General features: G+C 76.1%; 1 protein-coding gene. It reads right to left on the minus strand.

The features are described from left to right. Nucleotides 1-1,084, minus strand: a 1,084-nt coding sequence (locus FGF04_RS37445; RefSeq protein WP_235882699.1) for a condensation domain-containing protein, incomplete at both ends; no start/stop codon positions are given.

A 1,084-nucleotide genomic window follows, 5' to 3' on the forward strand; every position in this document is an offset into this window, starting at 1 on the left:
GTTCCAGGGGGCGGAAGGGGGCTGCGTACAGGCCCCCGTCGGTGTCCGGGAGACCGAACCTGCCCAGGTAGTTGAAGCTGACCTGGGCGCGCGCCCCGTCGGGCAGGGTGCCCGGGCGGGCCAGGTGGCGCAGGACGTCGTGCCCAACGCCGTGCCGGGGCACCGCCCGCAGTTGCTCCTTGATCTGCTTGAGCACGGCGTCCCAGGAGGCGTCGGGCAGGACGGCGAGGGCGACGGGGTGGCGGGTGGTGAACCAGCCGACGGTACGGCTGGTGTCCACGTCGGCGAACAGCTCCTCGCGGCCGTGTCCTTCCACGTCCACCAGCACCCGCTCGTGCCCGGTCCACGCGCACAGCACCCGGCCGAGCGCGCTCAGCAGCACGTCGTTGACGCGGGTGCGGTAGGTCTGCGGCAGGGTCCGCAGCAGGACGGAGGTGTCCTCGGGCGTGAGGCGGACGGTCACCGAGCGCGCGGAGGCGTAGGTGCCGGTGCCGTCACCGGTGGTGCGGCCGTCGGTGGGCAGGTCCGCCGGGGCGTGGGCAATAGCACCGGTCCAGTACGCGACCTCGTCGTCGAACCCGCCCTCGGCGGCGTACGCGGACAGGCGCCGGGCCCACTGCCGCAGCGGCGAGGACTTCGGGGGCAGCGCGGCGCGGCCGTCCCGGCCCTCCCGGCGGGCGCGGTAGGCGCGGTCGAGGTCCTCCAGGAGCACGCGCCAGGACACCCCGTCGACGACCAGGTGGTGGACGGCCAGGTGCAGCACGCGGGACCGGCCGGGGCCCCGGTCGTGCAGCACCGCGCGCAGCAGGGGGCCGTGCCGCAGGTCGAAGGCGCCGTGGTGGGGCGTGTCGGTGTCCGGGCCGGTGTGGCGGAGCAGGCGCGTCCGGGGTGAGCGGTCCTCGATGTGCCAGGCGACGGGGGCGTCCGCCTCCCCGGCCGCCTCCGCGGCGCCCTCCTGGGGGACGAAGCGCGAGCGCAGCGCGTCGTGGTGGGCGACGAGGTCGTCGAGGGCGTCCTCCAGCGCCGCCGGGTCCAGGTCGTCGGGGACGTGGCAGGACAGGGTCTGGGCGAAGCGGTCCGCGCC

It is taken from the genome of Streptomyces apricus (assembly GCF_008369065.1).
GTDB lineage: Bacteria > Actinomycetota > Actinomycetes > Streptomycetales > Streptomycetaceae > Streptomyces > Streptomyces apricus.